This is a genomic window from Altererythrobacter xiamenensis (assembly GCF_900177715.1).
In the GTDB taxonomy this organism is placed as follows: Bacteria; Pseudomonadota; Alphaproteobacteria; order Sphingomonadales; family Sphingomonadaceae; genus Erythrobacter; species Erythrobacter xiamenensis.
Genome location: NZ_FXWG01000003.1, coordinates 807019 through 825159, shown reverse-complemented (window position 1 = coordinate 825159; position 18141 = coordinate 807019). Strand labels below are relative to the sequence as shown.

Sequence of the window (18141 nt, the reverse complement as noted above, 5' to 3'; positions counted from 1 at the left end):
ACAGCGGGTCTGGTCTTGCTAAGCTGATAGTATGGACAGGCAGGCAAGCTGGAACCCCGATCCGGACAGCGGAATCGATATCGAGTGGATCGACGCCAACGGACTTACGTTTGAGGTTGCGACCGCAGGCGACCGGAAGAACGAAAGACTGGCGCTATGCCTGCATGGCTTTCCGGAACTGCACTACAGCTGGCGGCACCAGATGCCGTTGCTTGCACAGATGGGCTACCGGGTCTGGGCGCCGAACATGCGTGGCTATGGCGGCACGAATCGGCCCAATGGAATGAAGGCCTATCGTCTCGACAATCTCACTGCGGATGTCGCAGCACTGATCGATGCGCGCGGCGCGAAGGAAGTGACGCTGATCGCGCATGACTGGGGCGCGATCGTGGCCTGGCAATTCGCGATCCAGCAGATCAGGCCGCTGACCCGGCTCGTGATCATGAACGTGCCGCACCCCAAGTGTGCTCAGCGTGAGCTCAAGCATTGGCGGCAGTTGAAGAAGAGCTGGTACATTTTCTTCTTCCAATTGCCCGGCCTCCCGGAAATGATGCTGGGGCGCGACAACGCATCACGCGTTGGCAGCCTGTTTCGCCGCACCGCCGTCAACGAGGAGCAGTTCGGGCGCGAGGAATCGGAAGTTTACCGGAGTGCCGCTGCGCAGGACGGCGCACTGACCGCCATGTTCAACTACTACCGCGCGTTGCTCCAGACACCGGACGCTCGAAAGCTCGGCGATGGCAAGGTTCATGTGCCGACCCTGATGCTCTGGGGCGAGCAGGATGTAGCCATCGACATCCACACGCTCGACGGGACCGGGGACTACGTCGACAACCTCACCATTCGCCGCTTCCCCGATGCCTCGCATTGGGTTCAGCAGGACGTGCCTGACAAGGTGAATGCCGCTCTTATGGAATGGCTGCCGCGTGCCTCTGCGGCATCCTGACGAACAGCAGGATCGCAAGACCGATCAGGAACAGCAGCGAGATGGATGCCATGCCGACCCGCTGGCTGTTCGACCAAAGCGTAAAATATTCGACCAGCAGCGGCCCCATCCACACGGTGATCGTCCCGGCAATGGCATAGAGCCCGAAAAACTCGCCGCTGCGCCCGGGAGGGGCGAGGGTGACGAGCATTGCGCGACTGGAAGAAATGCTCGCCGTTGCCGCTATCGCGACCACGCTGATCGACGCGAGATAGACCAGATCGGACAGCGTCCTGAAGACCAGTCCGTCCCAGACCTGGTAATTCTCGACCGCGCCGAAAAGCAGGCTGTCCCGCGTGATGGAAAGCTGGAAAACCAGAGTGGCGACCATCGCCACGATCTCGATCACCAGGGCATATTTCACGCCGACCTTGCCATCGAGCCAGCCGCCAAACAGCCCGCCGGCAAAGGCGCATGCGCTGGCGAAGATGGCGTAGCAGAGCATTTCGAGCACACCCCAGCCGAGGAATAATGCGACATAGACCGCGCCCAGTGCCAGCAGCGCGGCCATGGCATCGGCGTAGAACATGCGAGCGATGAGGAAGCGTATTAGTTCGCGGTAATGCGCGGCCTCGCGCAGGGTCTGCAGTACGCTCCGCGCGCCATCCGATATCGCCGCTTTCCAGCTTGCGCCGGGCCTGCCCGGATCGCGCGCATTGCGGAAGAAGGGGATCGAGAAGAGCGCCAGCCAGACCGCGCAGATCGGCCCCGCGATGCGCAAGTGTTCGAACTTGGCGAGATCGAAACCGAATTGCGGGACGGCAAATGGCCAACCGATCATGCCGGGCAGGACGAAGAAGAGGACGAGCGCGATGAAGATCATCGTCGCTGCAAGGTTTCCCAGTCCGAGACCAAGACCCGAAATCATAGACAATCGGTCGGGAGCGCCCGCGACGGAAAGCATCGCGTTATGCGTCACTTCGGAATAGGTGAAGGCGACGTAGGCGATGACGAGCAGTGCCATGATTACCGGTACGGGCAAGCCTTGACCGCCCGGTATCGCAAACCACAAGAGCGCGGAACTGATGCAGATGGCGCCCAGCATCACGGCAAGTATCGGCTTGAGCCGACCCCCGCGATCGAGCGCCGCCCCGAGGAAGGGCGCGGTAAGGGCGGCGATCATGCCGGCCCATTTCGTCACCGATGCGATCGTGGCCTGTCCGCGCGCATTGGCTGTCGCACGCGCTTGCTCCGCCTCCATCCCGTCGAGCGCGCCACTCGCGAGCAAATCCGCGCCGATGATATCGCGCGCGAAATACGGCGCGAAAATATAGATCACGATCAGGATGTAATAGGGATTGCGCGCCCATTCGAAGACGGCCCAGGCAAAGCCTGTGCGACCCATCGGGCCTCCCACGCCCGGCGTCACGCTCTCCAGTTGCACCGCGGCCTGAGGGGGAAGGCTGGCCAAGCGATCAGACCTAGTCGCGTGCCTTGATCATCGCTTCGACATCGACGAATTTTTCGCGCGGGGCGCCTTCGCGCGCGGCTTTTTCCTCGGCTTCCTCGATCTTTTTCCAGTCGCGGAAAGTCACGACATCGAGCCCGCGCTCGTTCGCCAGTGCATCGAAGCCTTCGCGGCCCTTCTTGCCTTTGCGTCCGAGCGATCCGCTTTCCAGGTCTTCGGCAATCTTTTCGACGACGCTGTACCCGTCGGGCCGATTGGTCCCGATCGTTCCGGACGGTCCGCGCCGCGCCCATCCGACGCAATAGAGGCCGGGCAGGATCCGTCCTTCGTCATTGGCAAAACGTCCCGCGCGTTCGTCAAAGGGCACGTCGGGGATGGGCGACGTGCGATAGCCAATGCAGGCAATGACGAGGTCTGCCGGGATGTCGTATTGCTCGCCGGTACCTACAGCACGGCCTGCTTCGACTCTGGTCCGCTCGACGCGCACAGCCGAAACCTTGCCATCGCCGACGAACTCGACGGGACTTGCGAACATGTCGAAGTGGATTTCAATCGGCTTTTCGGCGTGCTGGTCTTCGGGAATGGCCGCAAAGCTGCGCAGATGGGCGACCGATTTGCGCAGGCCCGGCTCGAGGATCGCATCCTCGGATTCATCGGGTAGATCTTCGCGGTCGACCCTTGGCGAGGCGCGCTCGAGAGAGCCGAGTTCGCCCAGCTCCTTGGGCGTCATCATGATCTGGTGCGGGCCGCGCCGACCCACGATGGTGACCGTCTGGAGATCCGATCCGAGCAAGTCTTGGAGCGCATGCGCGACGATGTCGGACCCGGCGAATTCTTCCTCGGTCTTGGCGAGAATGCGCGCAACATCCAGCGCGACATTGCCCATCCCGATGACGGCGGCATGCTTGACCTTCAGATCGGGGTCCAGCGCTGCGAATTGCGGGTGGCCGTTGTACCAGCCCACGAAGGCAGCGCTGCCGAAAACATTGCCAAGGTCTTCCCCCGGAATGCCAAGCTCGCGGTCGTTGGGTGCGCCTGTCGCAAGGATGACTGCGTCATACAGTTCTTGCAGCTCGGGGATCGTGATGTCCGAGCCGACTTTTACATTTCCGACGAACCGCACGTTTTCGTTGAGCGCGGTTTTCTCGTAGCGCCGCGAGACGCCCTTGATCGACTGATGGTCGGGCGCGACGCCGAAACGGATCAGCCCATAGGGCACGGGCAGCATGTCGAAGATATCGACGCGAACGTCGTCACCCCAATGCTTTTGGGCAGCTTCTGCGGTGTAGTAGCCGGCAGGGCCGGAACCGATGATCGCGATATGCCGCATTGTCCTGGTTCCTCTCCCTGTTTACTCGGCCTTGCTTTATGCCGCTTCCGAAAGGCCGCTTTGTTCCGACTCGTCCAGGAAACGGTGTATCTCCGCCACGCATTCATCGCTGTGGCTGAGCAGGAAGAGATGTCCTCCGCCTCTCAGCACCACCAGTTCGCTGTTCGGAATGAGCTTGTCGAGCAACCAACCATTGGTCAGCGGCACGATGTGGTCCTCATCGCCCATCAGGATGAGCGTCTCCTTGCGCATGAAGGGCAGCACAGGCGCACTGGTCCAGCCGATCATCGCAAGCAACTGGTAGAAGTAACCACGCGGGGAAGGGGGCTTCAGCCGATGGATATGCTCCATCTTGTTTACCGCCTTGCCCAGCGCACCGCCGTAGAGCGTCTGGAAGTGTTCTTCCATGAAGGCGGCGTCGATGTAGCGACGCGGATCGGCCATCTTGCTGAGCGACGAGGGATTGCCGGGAACCATGATCATGCCGGGCGTTGTCGCCGCCAGGATGAGCTTGCGGGTACGGCCCGGATGCTGGATCGCGAAATGTTGCGCCATTGCGCCGCCCCAGCTGACGCCCATGACATCGACCGTGTCTACGCCCAGCTTGTCGAGCAGCTGGGTCGTCGTCCACGACATCGTGACCGGATTATAGGGGACGACCGGTTGCGGCGATCCGCCGATCCCCGGCATGTCGAACATGATGAAGGGCCGTTCGGGTAGTGCCTCTGCCAGCGGAGCAACCGCCTCGATATTGGCCCCGATGCCGTTGAAAAACAGCAGCGGCAAATGCTCGCTCGGCTGATCGAGCCGCCATGTGGCGACCCTCAGCTGGCGGCCGCCCACGGGCATGATCGAGATGTGCGCATCTCGCATCGCCTCGTCGAGAGCTCCTTCGAGCGCTTCGTCGACTTTATCGGTCAAACACGAATTCCTTGGTTGCGACCCGCCACGCGGGGCTGATTATCTCTCTTCCACTACGTACAAACCGGGCGCCGGGTCCAGAGGTTCATACTCAGCGTTCCCCACTTCCTTGGGCGCAGGCTTCTTGTCGCCCGAGCGTTTTTGCATCCATTCGATCCAGAATGGCCACCAGCTTCCGGCGACTTCCTCGGTTCCCTGGAGCCATTCGTCGGCAGTTGCGGGCAGCTTGCCCTTCTTTTTCTGGACGTAATACTTCGCCTTGGGATTGCCGGGCGGGTTGAGGATAGCCTGCATGTGGCCCGACTGGCTGAGGACATAGGTGATGTCCTTCGAACCGAACAATTCGGTGGAGCGATATGTCGCCTTCCACGGAGTTATGTGATCGGTCACGCCGCCCAGGATAAACATGTCGGATTTGACCTTGGACAGGTCGATCTTGTGACCCGCCATCTCGACCTCGCCCTTCTTGGTGAAGGCGAGCGTTTCGAACAGGGTGAGGAAATCACCCATCAGGCTGGCAGACAGGTTGGTTGCATCGGCATTCCAGAACAGCACGTCGAAGGCCGGCGGGTCCATGCCGAGCAGGTAGTTGTTGATGACATAGTTCCAGATGAGGTCGTTGGGTCGCAGCCACGCGAAGCCGCGCGCCAGGTCGTCGGCCTTGATAACCCCCGCCTTTTCGGCGCGCTTGCGGGCGAGAGCCATGCCGTTTTCCGAAACGAGCGAGGCTGCTTCGATATCCGTAGGCTTCGGGTGAAGCACGCACACCATCAGGGTAAGCGTGCCAAGCAAGTCGCTTTTCTCCGCGGCCAGTTTCGATGCGAGCACGCTGGCGGTTTGCCCGCCAGAGCAGCCGGCCGAGACGTTGACCTTCTTCGAACCGGTAATCTTGCTGACCGCCTCTATCGCTTCTTCGCAGGAGCGGATGTAGTCATCCATTCCCCACACACCCTGTTCCTTCGAAGGATTACGCCAGGAAATGACGAAGGTCTGGATGCCATTGTCGAGCTGGTATTTGACCACCGATTTATCGGGCGACAGATCGTTGATGTACATCTTGTTGATCTGCGGCGGGATGGTCAGCTGCGGTATCTCGTAAACTTCGTCGGTTGTCGGGGCATAATGCACCAGTTCCATCATCTCGGTACGCAGGACCACCGAACCCTTCGACGTTGCGATATTTTCGCCCAGCTTGAACGGACGCTTGTCGACCTGACTGACCATCCCCTTGTTATGGACCATGTCGTTATAGGCGTTTTGCAGCCCCTTGATGAGCGACAGGCCGCCTGAATTGATCAGCTGTTTCTGCGCCACCGGATTGCCGGCGAGAGTGTTGGTCGGAGCAAGGCCGTCGATGATGATGTTTGCGATGAAATTGGCCCGGTTGCGCTCCAGTTCGTCGAGTTCGAGTTCTTCGAGCCAGTTCCGCATGCCCTTCTGCACAGCGAGGTAATATTGCGCACCGGCGCGGAAGAACGGATTGTATTGCCAGGCCGGATCCATGAACCGCTTGTCCTTGGGATCGGGGGCGAGTTCGGACTTCCCGGTCATGATCTTGACCATGTCCTCGCCCATTTCCTTCGCATGGCGCATCAGGCGTTTCGGATCGGATGCGGTTTCACGCAGCAAGAGCGCTACTGCTCCGACGAAATCCTCGCGAGCTACCCCGATCAGGGGGCCCAGCGCATTGGTCGATTGCGCAGCTTCGTTTTCTAGCCTGGTTTCTTGAGCCATCAGGTCCTCTCACGATTTATTATGTTTTTCGATTCAGGCGAAAATGGCGCGGGCTCCGCCGCAATGCAAGTTGCCCTTATGGTTAAGCCGAATCTGAAACCGAGGTATGTATAAAGACGGCGCACCTGCCGGAGAGCGCAGGTCGCATTAGAGCTTTCGCAATGTTTGTTGGCTAGGCACGCCCACCGTAACAAAAAAGAAGTCTCGCAGGCTATTCGGGTGTCTGCGATCGGGAAGCATGAATGCCAGGATTTTTGGGCAAAAAGAACGGGACTGAAAACCGCGGCGTGAACTCGCCCGGCGGTCTCTCTCGTCTTTTTTCCAAAGGGCGCAACCGCCATAAGGCGGAAATGCTCGACAGTTTTGAGACATCCGGTCTCGGCTGGTTCTGGTCGACCGACGCGGATGGCAAGCTGACCTATCTTTCCGAAAATGCCATCAGGCAGATCGGTCGCAAGAGCGAAGAAATCATCGGCTGCGACTTCAGTGACCTGTGCGAACCCGATGAAGGCGACGAGAGCGATGACGGGCGCAAGCCGAGGCCGATCGCCTTTCTACTTCGCTCGCGCAATTCGATTTCAAAACTTACGGTACGCATCACCGATGCCGAAGAGCCTGTCTGGTGGCAGATAGCGGGAAAACCGCAATTCGACGCGAAGGGGCGTTTCTGCGGATATCGTGGTAGCGCCAAGGATCATACCGAGGCGCGTGAACGAGAGCGCGAGGCATCGCGACTGGCGCAATATGATCCGCTGACCGGCCTTTCCAATCGCCTGCGGATCAAGAGCCGTCTTACCGCCAAGCTGAGCAGTTATCGTAATACGAAACGAAGCTGTTCGCTGATCATGCTCGGTCTCGACCGCTTCAAACACGTAAACGACACGCTCGGTCACCAGGCCGGCGACGAATTGCTCAAGCAGGTGGCCAAGCGGCTGTCCCGCTTGGTCGATGACAAGGGCGAGGTCGCGCGGCTCGGCAGCGACGAGTTTCTCGTCATCCTCCCCGATATGGATGACCGCGGCGAACTGGCAGATCTGGCCAACCAGATCATCCAGATGCTTTCACAGCCCTATTCGGTCAACGGGATGCGCGCGATCGTAGGCGTGTCGGTTGGTATCGCCTCAGCACCCTATGACGGCGTCGACACCGACGAAATCATCAAGGCGGCCGATCTGGCGCTTAATGCCGCAAAGGATGTTCGAGCCAGCTATCGCTTCTATTCTTCCGAGCTCAAGGATGGTGTCAAACGCCGCCGCCAGATCGAGGAAGACCTGCGCGATGCACTCGTCCACGGTCAGTTGCAGATGCACTATCAGCCGATCGTCGACGCGGAAACGAAGAAGCTCAAGTGCCTCGAAGCGCTCATGCGCTGGGAGCATCCGGAGCGCGGAATGGTATCGCCCGCGCTGTTCATTCCGGTTGCAGAAGATATCGGACTGATCAAGCAGATGGGCGAATGGGCGCTCGAGGAGGCCTGTCGCCAGGCTCTCGAATGGCCGCAGGAACTGCGCGTTGCCGTCAACGTTTCGGCGATCCAGTTCATGGACGAGGACTTCCCGCAGAAGGTCGAACGCGCCTTGTTGAATACAGGCATCGCGCCCCGGCGGGTCGAACTCGAGATCACCGAAAGTGTCTTCATGGGCGACCAGACCCAGGCTCAACGGACGTTTGCCGAACTGAAGGCGCTGGGCGTGCGGCTGGCGCTCGACGATTTCGGCACCGGTTACAGCTCGCTAAGCTATCTTCGCAATGCGCCTTTCGACAAGATCAAGATCGACCAGAGCTTCGTGCGGGGTTCGACCGACGCTGACAACAACAATTCGGCGATCATCGCCTCGATCGTAAGTCTCGCAGCGGCGCTCAAGATGGAAACCGTTGCAGAAGGTGTGGAGACCAAGGACGAGCTCGAGCTTGTCACGAAGCTCGGCGCATCCTCTCTCCAGGGACGGTTGTTCTCCTTCGCGATCACGCATGAAGAGCTTATGGAGCGCATTGCCGGCGGTGATCTGACTTACGAGGCGCAAGGTCCTGACCGCTACCGCGCAGACCGGCGGACCGAATATCGCAGGATTGGTCTGGTTCATGACGACCACCGCTACAGCGTGGTCTTGCGAAATCTCTCCAAGACGGGCGCGCTCATTGAAGGGCTGATGGACGTACCGGTAGGCACTGATGTCGTTCTCGACCTTGGTGGAGGTCAGTTGGCCGTTGCAACGGTGCGACGTTCCATGGGCATCAGCCAGGGCGTCGAGTTTGAAACGCCGCTGATCAGCGACGGTGCAGAGGGACTATGCACCCGCCACCGTGTCTCGCCCTATCAGATCGAAGCGGCCGGCCGACCGCTCGCCTCGCTGCCTGACGATCCGTATGCGGTCTTAAGAGGCAACGGGGATGATGCGACCATGCAGATCAAGCCCCGTGCTTTTCGCCAGGTGGCAGGGATCGCTTCGAGCGCTCGCGCAGCATAACTCCGGCAATTCACATTATTTGCTTGCGGCGGGTCTGTCTTGCAGATCCTAAACTGATTTAACTCAGCAAATTAGGATAAAAATAACCAACCGGGTTTACCCCTCACTCAGGTGCCGTTCCCAACGGGAATGGCTGTGAGTTAGGAGACTTCTCGGGTGCCTCTCAAGGCTCTCTTGTCTGGTGCAAGAAACGCTGCTGTCAAAGCGGCGAACGGTCGTGTCCGCGGGACGCTGACCGACGCGGACAAGCTCGCCATGCTCGAGGAACTTGAGAGCTCGGGGCTCGGATGGTTCTGGGCTACAGACGCCGAAGGGACGCTCACCTATCTAAGCGACGCCATTGCCGATCGCATGGGCTGCTCGATCGATGAACTGGTCGGCAAGCCGCTCCAGTCTCAATTCCGCGCAATCGACGGTGACGGCCGTACCAAGTCGCTTGCGCTGAAGCTGGGTGCGCGCAAGGCGTTCACCGGTTTTCCCGTGTGCCCCGAAAGCAGTCGCGGCGATGTGGTCATCAGGCTCTCGGGCCGACCCCTACTGGGCAAGGATGGCCGCTTCGAAGGGTTCCGCGGAACCGGCACGGATATCACCGAGGAATATCGCCGCGAGGAAGAAACCGAGCGTCTCGCCAAGTTCGATTCGCTGACCGGATTGTCAAATCGCCATCGCATGGCGCAGATCATCGACAGCACCTTGACTGCGTTCCGTCAGGCCAAGCGCAATTGCGCGATCATGATGATGGACCTCGACCGGTTCAAACAGGTCAACGACACGCTTGGTCACGCCGCCGGCGACGAATTGCTCAAGGAGGTTGCAGCACGGCTCAATCGCGCGGTCGAGAGAGATTGCGAGATCGGCCGTCTCGGCGGCGATGAATTCCAGATCATGGTTCCCGATTGCGATGACCGCGGCGAGCTTGGTGAAATCGCATCGAAGATCATTGCGATGCTGACACAGCCCTATTCGCTTGAGGAAGGACGCTGCGTCATCGGCGCTTCGGTCGGGATTGCGATCGCGCCGCATGACGGCGTGACTGGCGATGCCGTTGTCCGTTCAGCAGACCTTGCTCTCTATGCCGCCAAGAACGGTGGGCGGGGGCAGTATCGTTTCTATACCGGTGACCTCGAGAACGAGACGATTTTCCGCAAACGTCTTGAAGGCGATCTGCTCGAGGCGATCCGCGAAGGTCAGCTGTTCCTGAAATACCAACCTGTCGTTTCTTCGAAAACCGAGAACGTCACCACTCTCGAAGCGCTCGTTTGCTGGAACCATCCGCAGCGCGGCGAAATCGACGAGGACGAATTCCAAACCATTGTCGAGGGGAGCAGCCTGCTCGTCGACGTGGGCGAATGGACTATCCGTCAAGCCTGCCAGGAAGCCGCCGCGTGGCCCGCTTCATTGCGCGTTGCCGTAAACGTTCCATCCAGTCAGTTCATGGCCGAGGGATTTGTCAGCTCGGTTTCGAAAGCTCTCCAGGATACCGATCTCGATCCGAGCCGGCTTGAACTGGAGGTCAAGGAAACCGTCTTCCTTGGCGACAACAACGTGGTCGACAAGAGTCTCGCCGCGCTGTTCAAACTTGGCGCGCGGCTGACGCTTGACGAGTTTGGCACAGGCTACTCTTCGCTTGGCTATCTGCGCCGCGCACCGTTCAACAACATCAAGATCGGTGACAACTTCACTGCGATTGCCACCAATCCCAACAGCCGCGAATTCGGCCTGATCAAGGCGATTGTCGCGCTGGCTGAAGCGCTGGGCATGGAGACCACCGCGACCGGTATCGAGACGATGGATTTTGTTGCCTTGCTCAAGGAAGCAGGGGTCAAATGTCTGCAGGGCGCGATCTACTCCGACCCGGTATCGGGCGAGGACGTCAAGGAAGAGATCGCGCAGGGTACCTGGACGCTCGAGCCGGGCAAACGCACCAAGCGTGCCAAACGCCGGACGGTCTATCGCAAGATCCAGGTGATACATGATGATCACTCCTATGAGGTGACCTTGCGCAACCTGTCCAAGTCGGGCGCGCTGATCGAAGGCCTGATCGACGTTCCAGTCGATACCCAGTTCGTTGTCGACCTGGGCGGCGGACAGTTGGCAGTCGCGACGGTGATCCGCTCCAACGGAGACACCCAGGGTCTCGAATTCGAATTGCCGTTGATCGACGACGGGGCAGGGGGGCTGTGTACCCGTCACCGCGTGTCGCCTTACGAGCTCGCTGCAGCCGGTGCGCCGCTCGAGGCTCTCTCGACGGGAGATTACAAGGGCATGCGTGGCGGCTTGCTTGATCCGACGAAGAGCATTCCGCAGTTCGCCTATGCGATCCAGCCGACCAACAATGCCGCCTGAGCGCCTGAAAATCGGGGTCTGACCCGGCGGCGGATCGATATTCGTGCTGACACGCGTTTCGCTTGGCGCTAATGGCGCGAGCGAAATGACCGACCTTTCCAAAATCCGCAATTTTTCGATTATTGCCCACATCGATCACGGCAAGTCGACGCTCGCCGATCGCCTTATCCAGCAATGCGGCGGCCTGACCGAACGCGAGATGAGCGAGCAGGTGCTCGACAACATGGATATCGAGCGCGAGCGTGGCATCACCATCAAGGCGCAGACCGTGCGGTTGAACTATACCGCGAAGGATGGCGAGACCTACGAGCTCAACCTCATGGACACGCCCGGCCACGTCGACTTCGCCTACGAGGTCAGCCGCAGCCTTGCCGCCTGCGAAGGTGCGCTTCTGGTCGTCGACGCGGCGCAGGGCGTGGAGGCGCAGACCCTCGCCAACGTCTACCAGTCGATCGAGCACGATCACGAGATCGTCCCCGTCATCAACAAGATCGACCTGCCGGCCGCTGAACCTGAAAAGGTGAAGGCTGAAATCGAGGATATCATCGGCCTCGACGCATCCGAAGCCGTGCTCACCAGCGCGAAATCGGGCATCGGGATCGAGGAGACGCTCGAAGCGATCGTGGCGAAGATCCCACCGCCCACAGGCGACCGCGACGCACCGCTCAAGGCGAGCCTCGTCGACTCATGGTACGACCCCTATCTCGGCGTGGTCATCCTCGTGCGCGTGATCGACGGCGTCCTGACCAAGGGGCTCAACGTCCGCTTCATGCAGGGCGGCACCCAGCACCTCGTCGACCGCGTCGGCTGCTTCACGCCCAAGCGCACCGACCTGCCGGAGATCGGCCCGGGCGAAATCGGCTTCATCACCGCGCAGATCAAGGAGGTCGAACAGGCCCGCGTCGGCGACACCATCACCACGGTTAAGGGCGGGGCGGACAAGCCTCTGCCCGGCTACAAGGAAGTGCAGCCGGTGGTCTTCTGCGGGCTGTTCCCGGTTGATGCCGCCGACTTCGAGAAGCTGCGCGAGAGCATCGGCAAACTGCGCCTCAACGACGCGAGCTTTTCCTACGAGATGGAAACGAGCGCGGCATTGGGCTTCGGCTTCCGCTGCGGCTTCCTCGGCCTGCTGCACCTCGAGATCATTCAGGAGCGCCTGAGCCGCGAGTACGATCTCGACCTCATCACGACGGCGCCTTCTGTCGTCTATCGCCTGCAACTCAGCAAGTCGAAGACGGAAGATGCGAAGGAGATCCTGCTCCACAACCCCGCCGACTGGCCCGACATCAACCGGATCGAGACCATCGAAGAACCGTGGATCAAGGCGGTGATCTACACGCCCGACGACTATCTTGGTGCGATCCTGAAGCTGTGCCAGGACAGGCGCGGCATCCAGACCGACCTGACCTATGTCGGCGGCCGTGCGCAGGTCACCTACGAGCTGCCTCTCAACGAAGTGGTGTTCGACTTCTACGACCGGTTGAAGAGCATCAGCCGCGGCTATGCCAGCTTCGACTATGAACAGATCGGCCTTCGCGAAGGCGACCTCGTGAAGATGAACATCCTCGTCAATAACGAGCCGGTCGACGCGCTCTCGCTGATCGTCCACGCGAGTGTTGCGGAAGAACGCGGCCGCGGAATGTGCGAGCGGCTGAAAGACCTCATCCCGCGCCACCTGTTCAAGATCCCGATCCAGGCCGCGATTGGTGGCAAGATCATCGCCCGCGAAACCATTTCGGCGCTGCGCAAGGACGTGACCGCGAAATGCTATGGCGGCGACATTACCCGTAAGAAAAAGCTGTTGGAAAAACAGAAAAAGGGCAAGGCCAAGATGCGGGAGTACGGGAACGTATCGATCCCGCAGGAGGCCTTTATCGCTGCGCTGAGGATGGGGGAGGAGTAAATTACCTCGGCAAAGCAAACGGCCCGCAGCTCGGGTCGGGAGCTACGGGCCGCTTTCTCGCCTGGAAGGGTCATGGCGAGGGGTCGTTGGTCGAAAATCAGACCGTGTTGGAATCGCTCATCGTGGTCGAGACGGTCGAGAAGGTCGTGGTGAGCTCGTTGCCCACGCTTTCCAGCGCTACGATCGCGGCAACCGCGATCAGGGCAGCGAGGAGGCCGTATTCGATAGCGGTCGCGCCGCTTTCGTCTTCCCAGAATTTCCGCAGCATGGTCATGTCTCTCTTATGGTCTTCGGCGGCCCATTTCGGCACCGCCTGTTGAGACATGTTCTAGGATCTAATCCTTACCGGGCTGTTAGGGATAAGTAGTTAAGAACAGATGAAATTTGCGATTGTCCTGCCCCCGTGCACTCGTTGGAAACACGTAAAGCCACGTTAACCATAACGGGGTTCGCGACCGGATTCAGGCATCAAAAAGGCCGCCCACCCCGGCGCGGGGCGGCGGCCTTGATCAGGCTAAACTTGGATGCGGGCCGGTTTCGGCCCGGCCGGTCAGATACCGGCGTTCGCTTCGCTCATCTCGTTCGAGGCATTGCTGAACGAAGAGGTGATCTCGTTGCCCAGGCTGTTCATCGATACGATTGCAGCTACCGCAATCAAGCTTGCGATCAGCGCATATTCGATTGCTGTGGCGCCCGTTTCGTCGCGGGCGAAAAGTTTCAACACGGTCGGTCTCCTGTGGTCTCCGCTGTACATTAAGCATGCGAGACCTTGCCATCGGGCCAAGCCTCGCAGTTAACCCGGAATTAGGGATGATGCCCCGGGGCAGCATTCACGTGGCCGCGCGAACGGGGAAACAGGGCGCAACTTCACTTGGCGTTCATTCGCGTGCTGGCTATAGGCGCTGGCCATGAAGAGAGATTTGCGCCTGCCGCTCAAGCCCGCCCTTGCTGCCTTTGCAGTCGGTTCGACCCTGTTCCTCGGTGCCTGCGCAGGCGGCGGGAGCGGGAATGAAGACGTCGCTTACGTCGCGCGCGATGTCGAATCGCTCTATGGCGAGGCACGTCGCCGGCTCGATCGCGGTAATGCTCGCCTGGCTGCCGCCTTGTTCGACGAGGTCGAGCGTCAGCACCCCTATTCGCCCTGGGCCCGCCGTGCGCAGCTGATGAGCGCGTTCAGCTATTACGTCACGCAGGACTATAACAAGGCGATCGCGAGCGCGCAGCGCTTCCTGTCGATCCACCCGGGTAACAAGGACGCGCCTTATGCCTATTACTTGATCGCGCTTTCCTATTACGAGCAGATCAGCGACGTTCAGCGCGACCAGAAGATCACCGAACAGGCGCGTACCGCGCTGACCGAGGTCAATCGTCGCTTCCCCGGCACCGAATATGCCGCCGACGCGCGTCTCAAACTCGACCTGGTCGAGGATCACCTTGCGGGCAAGGAAATGGAAATCGGCCGCTTCTACGCCAAGTCCGGTCGCTGGCTCTCCGCGCAGCTCCGTTTCCAGAACGTGGTCGAAGATTACCAGACAACCAGCCATGCGGCAGAGGCGCTCTACCGCCTGACCGAAACCAGCCTGGCGCTTGGTGTCCCGAGCGAGGCGGTCAAATACGCCTCTGTCCTGGGCGCGAACTATCCGGGCAGCAAATGGTATGACAAGGCCTACGAGCTGGTTCAGGACCACGCGGCGGGCGTAAGCGCCAGCTAGGCGAACTAGCCAGCGTGCGTGAGCGCGAAAAACTTGCGCTGGGTTAACCTGATTTCACGGAATATCCCGTAGGCGCAGCCCCATGTTCGGGGGGCTTCGCTTAACCATTCTCGCCGTGCTGGCCGCAATGCTGGCGTTGCCTGCCATGCCGGCAACGCTGCGCGCGCATCCGGCTGACGCTCTGGTCGGTGGAGCGCAGGCCGGTCCGGGAGAGGTGCGCATCGCAGGACTCCTCGACGGGCGGCGCGACCGCGTGAAGCTCAACGGTGTATTGGTCACCATCAACGGGACCGCTGCGGAACTTGCGCAAGACGGCCATTTTGCGGCCAGCGTCCCCATCGCCCCCTACTACCGTGTGGACGTCACCGGCGAACGCATCTTCGACATGGTGCAGACCTTCGGCAATGCCGAAATCCGCGACTCCTCATGCGATTGCCTCTCGTTTCCCGCGATCGAGCTTGTCGCGCGCAAGAAGGGGCGTATCGAACTGTTCTTCGGCGGAGACAGCATGGCCGGGCGCCGCTTTTTCGAGCCGCGCAAGGGCGAGCGCGTTCTGCTTCGCCAGGCGTCGCTCGATGCCGATCTCGATGCTCTGCTCGCGCCGATGAAGCCTTATATCGAGAGCGCCGATCTCGCCTCGATCAATCTCGAAACCGTGATCGCCGACTTCGCGCCGGGACCGCCGCTGGAGAATAAGCGGATCACCTTCTTCTCGCCAACGGCTTACGCCAAAGCCCTCAAAAGGGCAGGGGTCGATTTCGTCACGCTCGGCAACAACCATATCTACGACTACGGAGAGGCTGGCGTTGCCAGCACGATTGCGGCCATCGAAGCTGCCGGGCTGGCCCACTCTGGCGCGGGCCATAATGCCGAGGAGGCGGAGCGTCCTGCGAATATCGATTTCGAAAAGAACCCACTCTCGCTGCTCGGTTTCGTCGGTTGGGAGGGTTCTGGCGGGGCGCATCAGGTTGCAACCCCGGGGAAGGGCGGCGCGGCATTGGCTACGCGGGGCAAGATCAGGCGCAGCGTTCAAGCCGTTTCAAAGGCCAAACGCGTTCCCGTCATCCAGTATCACGGCGGAGCGGAATATATCGACCGGCCCAGTGCAACCACGACTGGCCGGTTGCGTGAGGCGGTCGATCAGGGGGCGCCTCTCGCCATCGGCCACCATCCGCACCTCGTGCAGGGGATCGAGATCTATCGCGACAGCCTGATCGCGCCTTCGATCGGCAATTTCATGTTCGATCAGAAGTTTGCGCGGACGCAGGTAAGCTATGTCGTGAAGGCGTGGCTGGAGAAAGGGCGGTTCATCCGTGCCGAGATCGTGCCGATCTCTGTCCTCGACTATCGTCCCGTACCGGCAATGGGGCGTGCGCGCGAAGCATCGCTGCGTCGCCTTTTCGGCCTTTCCGCCGAACGCGGCACCAGATTGGCGTTGAGCGGCGGTCATGCCGTCGTGCGGCCAGGTGAGTGGAGCACCGAGATGGCATGTCGCACCCCGGCAGAAGAGTTTCGCTTGCGCCAATTTGGACCCGCCTGCCTCTCAGGTGAAAGCACGAGCACGGGCCGTGATATTATTGCGAGGGGGAGCTTCGATCAGGCCACGAGCTTTGGCGCATGGGAGCGCCTGTTCGGTGCTGCCAATGCCGCCATCGATTTCGCTGGAGAGCCAGGCGGAGAACACGCGATGTTGCGCCCCGAGCGTGCGGATGGCGCAATCGCCTTCTACACGCAAGGCTATCTTCGCGACGTGCCCGCCGGAGATTATACTCTCAAGGCGCGCCTTCGTTTGCCGAGAGCAGCCCGCATAGAGTTTCTTGCCAAGGAACGACCGGCTCGCGGAGCCAAATCAAGCGCGCGCTGGCGCGGCGAATTGCTCGGGTCGAAAGGATTGCCAGCGAGCGATAGTTGGCAGGAGGTCGCTTTCGACTTCCGTCGCACTGTGGACGAAGAAGGCAGGGATGCGATGGCAAAACCGTTCCGCCCGATTATCCGGATCGTTTGGGAGGATGATCAGGGCACGAACCTTCCGGTCGGACTGGATGATTTTTCTCTTGTCAGCTGGATCGGCTCACCCACACCGGCGCAGGCCTGGCTTGCTTCCGATGTTCGCCCCGAGGGCCGAAAATCTTCACCGGGTCTCGCCGCCGAATAACGTGAAAGACAGGTGCTGCTGCGGCGCTCTGCTTCAGTTCTGCATGGGGACGGCTTCGTCCCACCGGAATCCGATCCCACCGCCTTGCCAGACGCCGTCTGATGGAAATGGGCTGGGGCCGTGAATGTCGACAAATTGCGGCAACCCGTCGAGCGGCGCCAGCGGGTGAGTCCCGCGCACCGTGCTGCGATGCATGATCCGCAGACCCTGCTGCTCTACCGAAGCATGCGCTTCGGGCGCGGCACGGTGGGCGACTGCCAGATTGTCGATGAAAACACAGTCGTTCTGCTCGTACTCGAATGCAATCGCATATCCGCGTTCGAGGCCCTCGGTCAGAAGCTGGTTGTAGCGCACGCACAGGTCGCGCATCTCGTTGGCGCCGAGCAGGCGGAAGGCGTCTTCCGCTTCCGCAATCTTTTCGATCACCGCACCAGTCATACCTAGGTGAAGCCACACGCAGTTCTGGCCAGATACCTCGTGTCTGTGGACCAAGGGATGCACCACGCCGGAATTGGAGTTCACCGAAGACAGCCTGCTCCAGAAGTCCTTCTCGCGGGCGGACAGAGCGTCATACGCCGCGCCGAGATGCGCGAAATGCGTGCCACCACCGTGTTCGGCAGGCCTGACGATATGGTAGCCGGAGTGCGAGAAGGTTTCGGCCAGAAAACTGCCGTCATTGTGCCACTGCGGACCGACGCCGGGGATGCCGTGCCTGCGATCGTTGGAGAGGCGGAAAATGTGGCGATTGCCGCCCGGTGTGGCCGGGTGCACGCCATGTGTGCTGTGCAATTCCCTGCCGCCCCACCAGCAGCTCGCGCGAAGGAAATCGTCTACGTGCAGCGGCTCGTCGCTCTTGAAGACCAGAAAGCCTCGCGAGGCCATTTCCGCTTCGAGCGCCTCGATCACTTCTGTCGGTGGTGGTTTCGGTGCAGCAAGGTCGATGCCGCGCACTTCGGCGCCGATCGGATCCAGAGGCAAAATCTCGCCTCCGCATGCTTCGATGATTGCTGTCCGGGAGGGATCAACGGGCGCGATCGGGGTGCTGTCGGGGCTCAACGAATGTGCCATCACACTCTCGATGTGGGAAGCATACGAGGCCATTGAAAGCGTTGATTGCTCCGGCATGGCCGAAAATTCCACATATAAGGCCGCTGCGGAGCGGTGACGCGCGCTCTGCGC

13 protein-coding genes are annotated in these 18141 nt (G+C 60.5%); 6 read left to right on the top strand and 7 right to left on the bottom strand.

Translation table 11 applies throughout. The features are described from left to right. Nucleotides 1-31 precede the first annotated feature (31 nt). Complete coding sequence (locus CCE89_RS14550; protein ID WP_086438751.1) at nt 32-946, top strand: alpha/beta fold hydrolase; 915 nt, start codon at nt 32-34, stop codon at nt 944-946. Here the strand turns inward: CCE89_RS14550 and CCE89_RS14545 are convergent. The 4 genes from CCE89_RS14545 to CCE89_RS14530 are packed head-to-tail and all read right to left on the bottom strand — an operon-like array spanning nt 909 to nt 6378. After that, on the bottom strand, nt 909-2396 hold the full coding sequence (locus CCE89_RS14545; protein ID WP_234990104.1) for an MFS transporter: 1488 nt from the start codon (nt 2394-2396) through the stop codon (nt 909-911). The two genes, CCE89_RS14550 and CCE89_RS14545, sit on opposite strands and share 38 nt — an antisense overlap. A 10-nt stretch (nt 2397-2406) precedes the next feature. After that, on the bottom strand, nt 2407-3723 hold the full coding sequence (locus CCE89_RS14540) for an FAD-dependent oxidoreductase (RefSeq protein ID WP_086438749.1): 1317 nt from the start codon (nt 3721-3723) through the stop codon (nt 2407-2409). A 36-nt stretch (nt 3724-3759) separates the two neighbouring features. After that, nucleotides 3760-4644, bottom strand: coding sequence for an alpha/beta fold hydrolase (locus CCE89_RS14535; RefSeq protein WP_234990103.1), 885 nt, complete (start codon nt 4642-4644; stop codon nt 3760-3762). Nucleotides 4645-4683: 39 nt separating this feature from the next. Continuing rightward, nucleotides 4684-6378, bottom strand: coding sequence for a PHA/PHB synthase family protein (locus CCE89_RS14530; RefSeq protein WP_086438748.1), 1695 nt, complete (start codon nt 6376-6378; stop codon nt 4684-4686). A gap of 350 nt (nt 6379-6728) precedes the next feature. Here CCE89_RS14530 and CCE89_RS14525 point away from each other — a divergent pair, with 350 nt between their 5' ends. From CCE89_RS14525 to lepA, 3 genes are all read left to right on the top strand, one after another. Then, nucleotides 6729-8846, top strand: coding sequence for a sensor domain-containing protein (locus CCE89_RS14525; protein WP_234990102.1), 2118 nt, complete (start codon nt 6729-6731; stop codon nt 8844-8846). A 156-nt stretch (nt 8847-9002) separates the two neighbouring features. Further along, nucleotides 9003-11192, top strand: coding sequence for a sensor domain-containing protein (locus CCE89_RS14520; RefSeq protein ID WP_234990101.1), 2190 nt, complete (start codon nt 9003-9005; stop codon nt 11190-11192). Nucleotides 11193-11277: 85 nt separating this feature from the next. Further along, the gene (lepA, locus tag CCE89_RS14515; RefSeq protein ID WP_086438842.1) at nt 11278-13095 is read left to right on the top strand and encodes a translation elongation factor 4; all 1818 of its coding nucleotides are present in this window, start codon (nt 11278-11280) and stop codon (nt 13093-13095) included. Nucleotides 13096-13192: 97 nt separating this feature from the next. On the opposite strand, the gene CCE89_RS14510 is transcribed toward lepA, so the two are convergent. Together CCE89_RS14510 and CCE89_RS14505 are read right to left on the bottom strand one after the other, a co-directional pair. After that, nucleotides 13193-13369 (bottom strand): Flp family type IVb pilin, encoded by a 177-nt coding sequence (locus tag CCE89_RS14510; protein ID WP_086438746.1) that lies wholly within the window; start codon nt 13367-13369, stop codon nt 13193-13195. A gap of 276 nt (nt 13370-13645) precedes the next feature. Continuing rightward, nucleotides 13646-13819 carry a Flp family type IVb pilin gene (locus CCE89_RS14505; protein ID WP_407640408.1) on the bottom strand — a complete coding sequence of 58 codons (174 nt, stop codon included), beginning with the start codon at nt 13817-13819 and terminating at the stop codon, nt 13646-13648. Nucleotides 13820-14003: 184 nt separating this feature from the next. On the opposite strand from CCE89_RS14505, the gene CCE89_RS14500 reads away from it, so the two are divergent. Together CCE89_RS14500 and CCE89_RS14495 are read left to right on the top strand one after the other, a co-directional pair. Next, nucleotides 14004-14807 carry an outer membrane protein assembly factor BamD gene (locus tag CCE89_RS14500; protein ID WP_086438744.1) on the top strand — a complete coding sequence of 268 codons (804 nt, stop codon included), beginning with the start codon at nt 14004-14006 and terminating at the stop codon, nt 14805-14807. Nucleotides 14808-14889: 82 nt separating this feature from the next. Continuing rightward, nucleotides 14890-16962, top strand: coding sequence for a CapA family protein (locus tag CCE89_RS14495; protein ID WP_086438743.1), 2073 nt, complete (start codon nt 14890-14892; stop codon nt 16960-16962). A 33-nt stretch (nt 16963-16995) separates the two neighbouring features. Here the strand turns inward: CCE89_RS14495 and CCE89_RS14490 are convergent, their stop codons facing one another. Next, nucleotides 16996-18030, bottom strand: coding sequence for a TauD/TfdA dioxygenase family protein (locus CCE89_RS14490; protein WP_086438742.1), 1035 nt, complete (start codon nt 18028-18030; stop codon nt 16996-16998). Between the last annotated feature and the right edge of the window lie 111 nt (nt 18031-18141).